The organism is Plectonema radiosum NIES-515, assembly GCF_025753815.1.
GTDB classification, from domain to species: Bacteria; Cyanobacteriota; Cyanobacteriia; order Cyanobacteriales; family Nostocaceae; genus Hassallia; species Hassallia radiosum_A.
Genome location: NZ_JAOWRF010000224.1, coordinates 1 through 5,988, shown reverse-complemented (window position 1 = coordinate 5,988; position 5,988 = coordinate 1). Strand labels below are relative to the sequence as shown.

3 protein-coding genes and 1 pseudogene are annotated in these 5,988 nt (G+C 43.3%); 1 reads left to right on the top strand and 3 read right to left on the bottom strand.

All coding sequences use genetic code 11. The features are described 5' to 3' along the window. Positions 1-199: 199 nt before the first annotated feature. The 3 genes and pseudogenes from OGM63_RS15300 to OGM63_RS15290 form a co-directional block, all read right to left on the bottom strand. Positions 200-2,092 (bottom strand): annotated as a pseudogene (locus tag OGM63_RS15300) (phosphoenolpyruvate carboxylase); the annotation flags it as partial. Between the two features lie 23 nt (positions 2,093-2,115). Further along, a complete protein-coding gene (locus tag OGM63_RS15295; RefSeq protein ID WP_263746448.1) occupies positions 2,116-2,304 on the bottom strand; it encodes a hypothetical protein in 189 nt (62 codons plus the stop codon). 10 nt (positions 2,305-2,314) lie between these two features. Then, the gene (locus OGM63_RS15290) at positions 2,315-2,536 is read right to left on the bottom strand and encodes a hypothetical protein (protein WP_263746447.1); all 222 of its coding nucleotides are present in this window, start codon (positions 2,534-2,536) and stop codon (positions 2,315-2,317) included. A gap of 434 nt (positions 2,537-2,970) precedes the next feature. On the opposite strand from OGM63_RS15290, the gene OGM63_RS15285 reads away from it, so the two are divergent. After that, positions 2,971-5,925 (top strand): DUF1574 family protein, encoded by a 2,955-nt coding sequence (locus OGM63_RS15285; RefSeq protein ID WP_263746446.1) that lies wholly within the window; start codon positions 2,971-2,973, stop codon positions 5,923-5,925. Positions 5,926-5,988 lie beyond the last annotated feature (63 nt).

Here is a 5,988-nt window from a genome sequence, read left to right as displayed (position 1 = left end):
TTTTTTCAAGCGGAAAACGGCATACGTGCTACCCTGGCTACTCGTGGGTTCGGGTATATGTAAAAGAAGCAGGGGGAGGGGGAGGGGGGGAGGGGGGAACATTCTCCTTGTCCTCTTGTCCCCCGTGTCCTCCTTGTCCCTTTGTCCCGTTGTCCCCCTTGTCCCCCTTGTCCCCGTTGTCCCCCTTGTCCTCTACGTGATACCCGCCGGCTAATAAAGCGCGATATAAAGGTAGTTCAAACAGTTGACGCATGACGCTTCTTGAGCGTTGCAAATCTTCTACTGTTTCAAATAGGGGAACTACTTGGATGCTGCCGATCGCTGTACCTGGATCAAAAAGTCTTGCTTCTTTGGCTAAAAGTAATACTTCGAGTACGTCGCTAACTTCGCGGCACATGCTAATAATGTAAGTTTGGCAGATATTGACACCAAACTCTTGTTGGAGCGATCGCACTACGCGGAAAGTTTCAATTACATCGTTTGTTTTTTCTGAGAATGGTAATTCTGCGGGAATTAATGGACGACGGGTTTGTAATTCCCCTACTAACCAAGCTATTCTTTGAGCTTCTGATAGCTCGTGGTAAGATAGCGGTAATAATTGCAGGTATTCGAGAATCTCATTTAGCGCATCAGCATGGCGGGATGATTCTTGTCGGATATCTAATTGGGTTAAGTCAAAGCCAAAAATTTCCACTTGACAAATTAGATTCTCTAGTTCGCGACAGCTTAAACCTGTTTCTGTCAGGTTGTGTTGAATCAATCGCAACTCTGCTAAAAATTCGGCTCCCGAACGGTACATTGGGGCATCTTCATTTTGAGGCGTTTCCCGTTTATATAAAGCTACATTGCGATCGCGTGTATTTTCCAGCCTTTTATGTACATAAGAAAGCTTCAGCCGATACGGTTCTTGCCGATAACGCAGCGCTAGCGCGTCATATATTTCGCTTAAGTGGGATTGATCCAATTCTAGAGATTCCAGCAAGTCTGGTAAAACATCACTCCAGTGCATCGACACACTCAATAATTCAATCAGCTGCTTCACAGACTGAATATATTTTTCTAGCACCATTTTGCGCTGATAGCAAGCTGTTTGCCAGGTGGTTTCCGGTGTGACTGATGGGTTTCCATCTCTATCTGAACCTACCCAAGAACCGAACCTGCAAAAGTTTTTGCTAGGGGGTTCTAACCAGGGAAAAGTGCTAGCTAGAGCGTATTTGAAGCGTTTATAAAGTTGGGGAATGCCATCAAATAATACTTCTTGGAAGTAATGCAGCGTGTACTCTACTTCATCAAGTACACTTGGTTTGAATTGATGCAGTTCGTCAGTACGCCACCACAAGCGAATTTCTTCTAACAATTGTTCGCGTAAATCTGCTGCTTCCCAAGGATATCCTCCAGATGTGTTGCCCACGCGGTTTTCTACTGCATCCAGTTGTTGCAATAGTTTCACTACCTGTCGTTGTTTATCGCGAATCGTATGACGAACAATTTCTGTGGGGTGCGCTGTAAAGACTAAACGCACATCCAATTGAGAAATCAAGCGTTGAATTTGCTGTGGTGGTACATTCAGTTTGAATAATAAAGGAAATAACGCCGCAAAAGTTCCTTTTTGCTTGTCGTTGGCAGATGCACACCAGCTTTTTGCTAGCATATCCGCTCCCAATCCGCTGTTTACTGGTGTATCATTTTCTCCGTGGTTGGATGAAGAAGTGATGTTTGCTAGATTTTCTTGTTCTACCGAATCGGTTTCTACTTCATAGCGAGTTAATTGCTGCCGTTGTTCGTAGTCTTGTTCGATAATATTGATCAACTGGAAATATAAAGCGAAGGCACGAGCTGCGCGGATGGCTTCGTTAATATTGAGTTGTTCAATTAAATTGAAGACTTCTGCGGCTTGATCGTTTCTGGCTTGTCCTTCTGGGGAACACAGATCCCGTAGCTGTCGCAATAAATCTACCATCTTTTGACCGCATTCTTGCCGCAGAACCGACTCCCACAATTCTTCGACTACTTGGAGACGATGGCGCAAAAATAATTCAGAAGCGGGGTAGATATTTTCAGCCTGAGCCAAAGAGTATAAAAGGGAACTCATATCTTATATTTTAGTAGAGCCGATTACTGTTGACAATTATTGCTTTGTAAAGTTAGCGCGCCATAATTAATCCGATGGTCTGTATATGCCAGAAGGGTTTCTGAAGAAAACCCTTCCCTCAAATCTCCGATTCGAGACAAGAAAGCGGAGCTTTGTTGGGGCATAGGAAGCGATCGCGCGATCGCACTAACTTCAAGAAAGATAAATTTCAAACTATAATCTTTAACTTCGGCTTAATTCGTCTTCATTTGGGAAGCTGAGGATGGGTAAGCGATCGCCACGAAAAATTTCTTCACTAGCTTGTCCCATCGCAACTAGTGCAGATTGACTTGCTTTTTGTGCTAAAAGCAACAGTAGTATAGACGCTGTACCTGTTTGCATAAGCAAAGACTGGGGAATACTAATTAAACCCAGATTTAATCCAGAGTTGGATGAGTGTTCCATAAAAGGCATCGCTAAGAGGTGATTATTGAAATAATAATTGAAGCAAACGTAAAATTCATTCAAACCGTCGCTGGCAATTTCACTAAACTCTCATTGTTTATTATGCAAGCTTATAGGGTAACAAAAGTGTTAAAAAAAACTTCAGTTGGATAATAAATCTATGGTTCTAGTTTACAAGGCATTGGCGATTAGGGTACTTGAAGAGGGGAAAAGGGGAGGCAGTGCGTTGCGGGGGTTCCCCCCCGTTGTAGCACCTGCCGTGAAAGGGGAAAGGGGAAAGGGGAAATATTTTCTTTTCTCTTCGACTGATTTTAAATGACTCCATCTCCTTTTCCCCTTTTTTCCTTTACCCTTTTCCCCTCTTAAAAATGCCCAATGCCCAATGCCCAATGCCCCATTCCCCAACAACTAGCTTTTTGTAAAGTCTACTGAGCATGAAAAAAGCATCACTAGAGCGTCAGAAATCCTTAGTGCAATGGGTAAGCCAAGCAACAGGTATCAACACTTTCGGGGTGAAAGTCCAGTTGCGAGGAAACGACTTACACATTCTCTGTGAAGGTCGAGATTGTCCTCAACGTTGGCAAACTCTGTCGGACTTGCTGCAAGCGTTACAGCAGACCGACTTAGAGATGTTGACAAAAAACCAGGAACCTGCAATATACCAAGTATTTGTTTATGGTCGCACAAAAGGAGAGAAGCGACCGGAATGGTGTCATCGAGTTTATTTAAATCAACTCGACAGACATTTAGAACAGGTAAATCAAGCCCTGATAAAAGATGCGGAAAAATCCAGGATCAAACCTGGTGGGGCAATGATTGTCTCTAATGAAAGTTTGGCACGCCAAGGAGACCCAGATGCGATCGCTCGTTATCTGAGCGAAACCTTGAGTACTTTGGGTGTGTCAGTTGAAGTCAAGGTTAAGAACCAAAAGCCAGAAGAAAAGGGTTCTTTAGAAGAAAGTCGTCTGTGGATATTTTGTCAGTCGAGTTACAGTCCCGATCCATCTTTAATTGCGGAACCAGTAGCTCAGAAACTACGGGATTTAAAATTAGTCGGCTATAAAGATGCTGTTATCGCTTCGCAAGTTATTGGCGAAATCAAGCCGGAGTGGTTGCTGCGGATAGATTTAACGCCTCCTGAGGTAATGTTGAAAGAGTGGGCACGTTGGGGAGATTTACAAGCGATCGCTCTTGTTCTCGGTGCAGCTTTGTCGGAATTAAAAGTTACGGTGCAAGCTTCTTTGAAAGAATCGACGCTACATGTATTTTGCACCTCAACTGCCGATGAGGCAACAATCCCAGATAAAACAGCCTGCTGGAACGCAATTGTACCTCAGTTAGAAGCGATCGCCCCCCAAGGAATTCTCGCTGCCACTATCTACGGGCAAAAAACCACCGAACAGCAACCAGATTGGATTGATTGGCTCAATTTACCAGCTTGTGAGCATCCTGCGCTTTTTGCATCAGCTATGGAATTGGCTAGTTCTGGGGATGAACCGGCGATTCATTTTTTAATCGAGCGTTTACTTAATCCGGACTTAAATTTACGCTTGAAAACAGGTGGGATTCGCGTACTTTTGTTAAGAAAAGGTGACTTGCTACACATTATGTGTGATGCACCTATTTGTCCCGGAAGAAAAAAAGTTGCCCCCAAAGTTATTCAGTGCGTCCGCCAGTTAAAAATACCTAATATAATCGGAGTCAGGGTGTATGGTCGGCGTGGTGGCAATAAAGAACCTTTTTGGAATTATGGCGTTGATTTTGAGCAACGCCAACTTTTAGTACCAGAAGCTACCCCAGAATTTGCAGCAACTTCTGCCTACGTTAACGAGCTTTTATCTTCTGAGAGTAGTGAGCCAATTTTGCGTCCCGATTTAACAACCGAGGAAGTTCAGACTTTTGTCAGCCAAGTGGCTCGAGATTGGGGTGCAACCGCGAGAAAAAGTCTCTTGGCAACACAGCTATTCATCGAAAAAGATTCAACCGAGCGAAACGCTGATTACCAAGGTTTAAAAACCGCTTTGGTTTGGGGAACGTTGGGATTATTGCTGACCTTGCAAACCGATTGGGTATTAGGTCAAATTGTTGCTCTGACTACGCAGAGACCAAAAGTTGCTCCCATCGCGCAAAAATCATCTTCTGTAAATGATGATGAAAATAAAGCTAAGAGAACTGTCTTTTTTGCCGATACTTCTGGGAAAAAAGCTGAAAACCGAAGTTCTGTATTTAACGCTTCTGGATTTACAAAAGATGATAGTACGCCACCAAGAGGAAAGGCAACTGCAACGGCGATTTTATTAGCAGCGCGATCGCAAATGCCGAGTTTCAATGCCAGACAGCTAGATGAGCAACTGGCATTGTATAAACAGCGTCTAGCTAAAACTGGTATTCCGCCAAAAGTTTTAATTATTGGTTCCTCCCGCGCTTTGAGGGGAATAGATCCGGCAGCACTTGACAAAGCTTTGGCAAGTCAGGGTTATCCCGATATTAATGTCTTTAACTTTGGTATAAATGGAGCCACTGCTCAAGTTGTAGATTTTATCATTCGCCGAGTTTTAGAGCCATCAGAATTACCGAAACTAATTATTTGGGCAGATGGTTCCCGTGCATTTAACAGCGGTCGAGATGATGTAACCTTTCAAGCGATCGCTGCATCAGCGGGTTATCAAGAAGCAATTCAAAAAGTCCTAGCTAAGAGTAGTACGAATCATGTTCAATCAGCAACCAAAGAACAACAAAAAACAAAAGCGGAAAATGAAAATGTCAATGTCAATAGTTATCAAGCTGTTAATAAATCTTTAAATCAAGCTTTAGCTAATATTTCACCTACATATCAACAGCGCGATAAATTCAAAGCTCTCTTGAACAAACAATTCAAATCTTTGCCGATAATTACTAGTTCTCAACCCTCTACATCAGATTCACAAACAACTGATAACCCTGAAGAAGATTCTTCGCAAGCAGTTGACTTTGATGGATTTTTACCTTTATCTATCCGCTTCAATCCTAGCAATTACTATCAAAAACATCCCAAAGTTTCCGGAAGTTACGACAACGATTACAAATCATTTCAAGTAGCAGGTGAACAAGATGCCGCCTTCCAAGCGGTGCTAGAGTTTACCCAAGCTGAAAAAATTTCCCTAGTATTTGTAAACATGCCCTTGACCGCAGATTATCTAGACCCAGTACGCGCAAAATACGAGCAAGAATTTCAACAGTATATGACGAGTCAGGTAGCAAATTCTAGCTTGATTTATCGAGATTTAACCAAACTATTTCCCCGAACCAGTAAAAACTTTTCTGACCCTAGCCATCTTAACCGCTTCGGAGCATACGAAGTCTCGAAAAAGCTGGCAAACGATCCGATGATTCCTTGGACGACGAAGTAGAGACAGGGGAGTGGGGAAGTGGGGGAGTGGGGGAGTGGGGGAGTGGGGGAGTGGGGGAGTGGG

Coding starts and splice junctions, on each gene's coding strand:
- OGM63_RS15285 (WP_263746446.1), top strand. CDS start 2,971: ATGAAAAAAGCATCACTAGAGCGTCAGAAATCCTTAGTGCAATGGGTA.
- OGM63_RS15290 (WP_263746447.1), bottom strand. CDS start 2,536: ATGGAACACTCATCCAACTCTGGATTAAATCTGGGTTTAATTAGTATT.